Consider the following 803-nt stretch of genomic DNA (forward strand, 5'->3'; position numbering starts at 1 on the left):
CGGCACGCTCCGCAGGGCGGGTAAGCTCCACGGGTATAACAGGCGGGACGAACCGCCGGACGGCCTCCGGAGCTTCCTGCCTGCCTGCGGCGGGCTTTTCACCTCCCCCGCAGGTCAGCAGGCAGAAGATCATAATCCCCAGAACCAGTAAGGGGTAGATGATAGAAATCAGTATCCTGGTGAATTTAAACATATCGTTTATTCTGTTTTTATGTGGTTTTTAATATACGTGTAACCTGTACGACGGTTCATGGCCGGAGCATGTATAGAACATCAAAAAAATCAGCAGCATAATGCCTAAAGCTGCCAGTAACTCTTTCAGTGCGTCTTCCCGGTTCTCGTGTTTCTTCACCTTCCTTTTATTTTTTCAGTTAGCAAATGAGCAGGTGAGCAGGTCGGCTTTTTCGTACATGTATTCATGTTAAGCTGATCAGCCGGTTACCGTAGGGCTCCGGGCTGTACCGCGCTCCTCTGGCCGCTTCAATCCCAGATATTGTTTATATTATGTTCATCCGCGGACAGTTTGAGGCCGGCCAGACCGTAGCATACGGCTATACCCTTGCACGCATCATATCAGTAACCTTTTTCATTATTCTTCTATCTTCTTTTATCATTCGTAATTCTTCATGAATCATTTATGATTCTTAATTCTTCATTTTCCATATGCTAATTTGCTCTTATTTGCTAATTGGCTAATTGGCTCCGCCGAACGTTGTTTCGCTTATCTGCTAATTCCCGGATTGTCCGATAGCCCTGCTCCAGGCCAGTGTTTCATACGCCCGGTTCAGCAGCGGGAACCGGTC

The 803-nt window shown here is 47.6% G+C and carries 2 protein-coding genes; both read right to left on the minus strand.

From position 1 onward, the window contains the following. Nucleotides 1-193 (minus strand): hypothetical protein (locus tag ACFO6W_RS22750; protein WP_380000821.1); only part of this gene is annotated, 193 nt, incomplete at its 3' end. Nucleotides 194-220: 27 nt separating this feature from the next. Then, entirely contained in the window at nucleotides 221-352 is a 132-nt protein-coding gene (locus tag ACFO6W_RS22755; RefSeq protein WP_380000823.1) for a hypothetical protein, read from the minus strand. Between the last annotated feature and the right edge of the window lie 451 nt (nucleotides 353-803).

Origin of the sequence: Dysgonomonas termitidis (genome assembly GCF_042654545.1) — a bacterium.
Classification (GTDB): Bacteria; Bacteroidota; Bacteroidia; order Bacteroidales; family Dysgonomonadaceae; genus Dysgonomonas; species Dysgonomonas termitidis.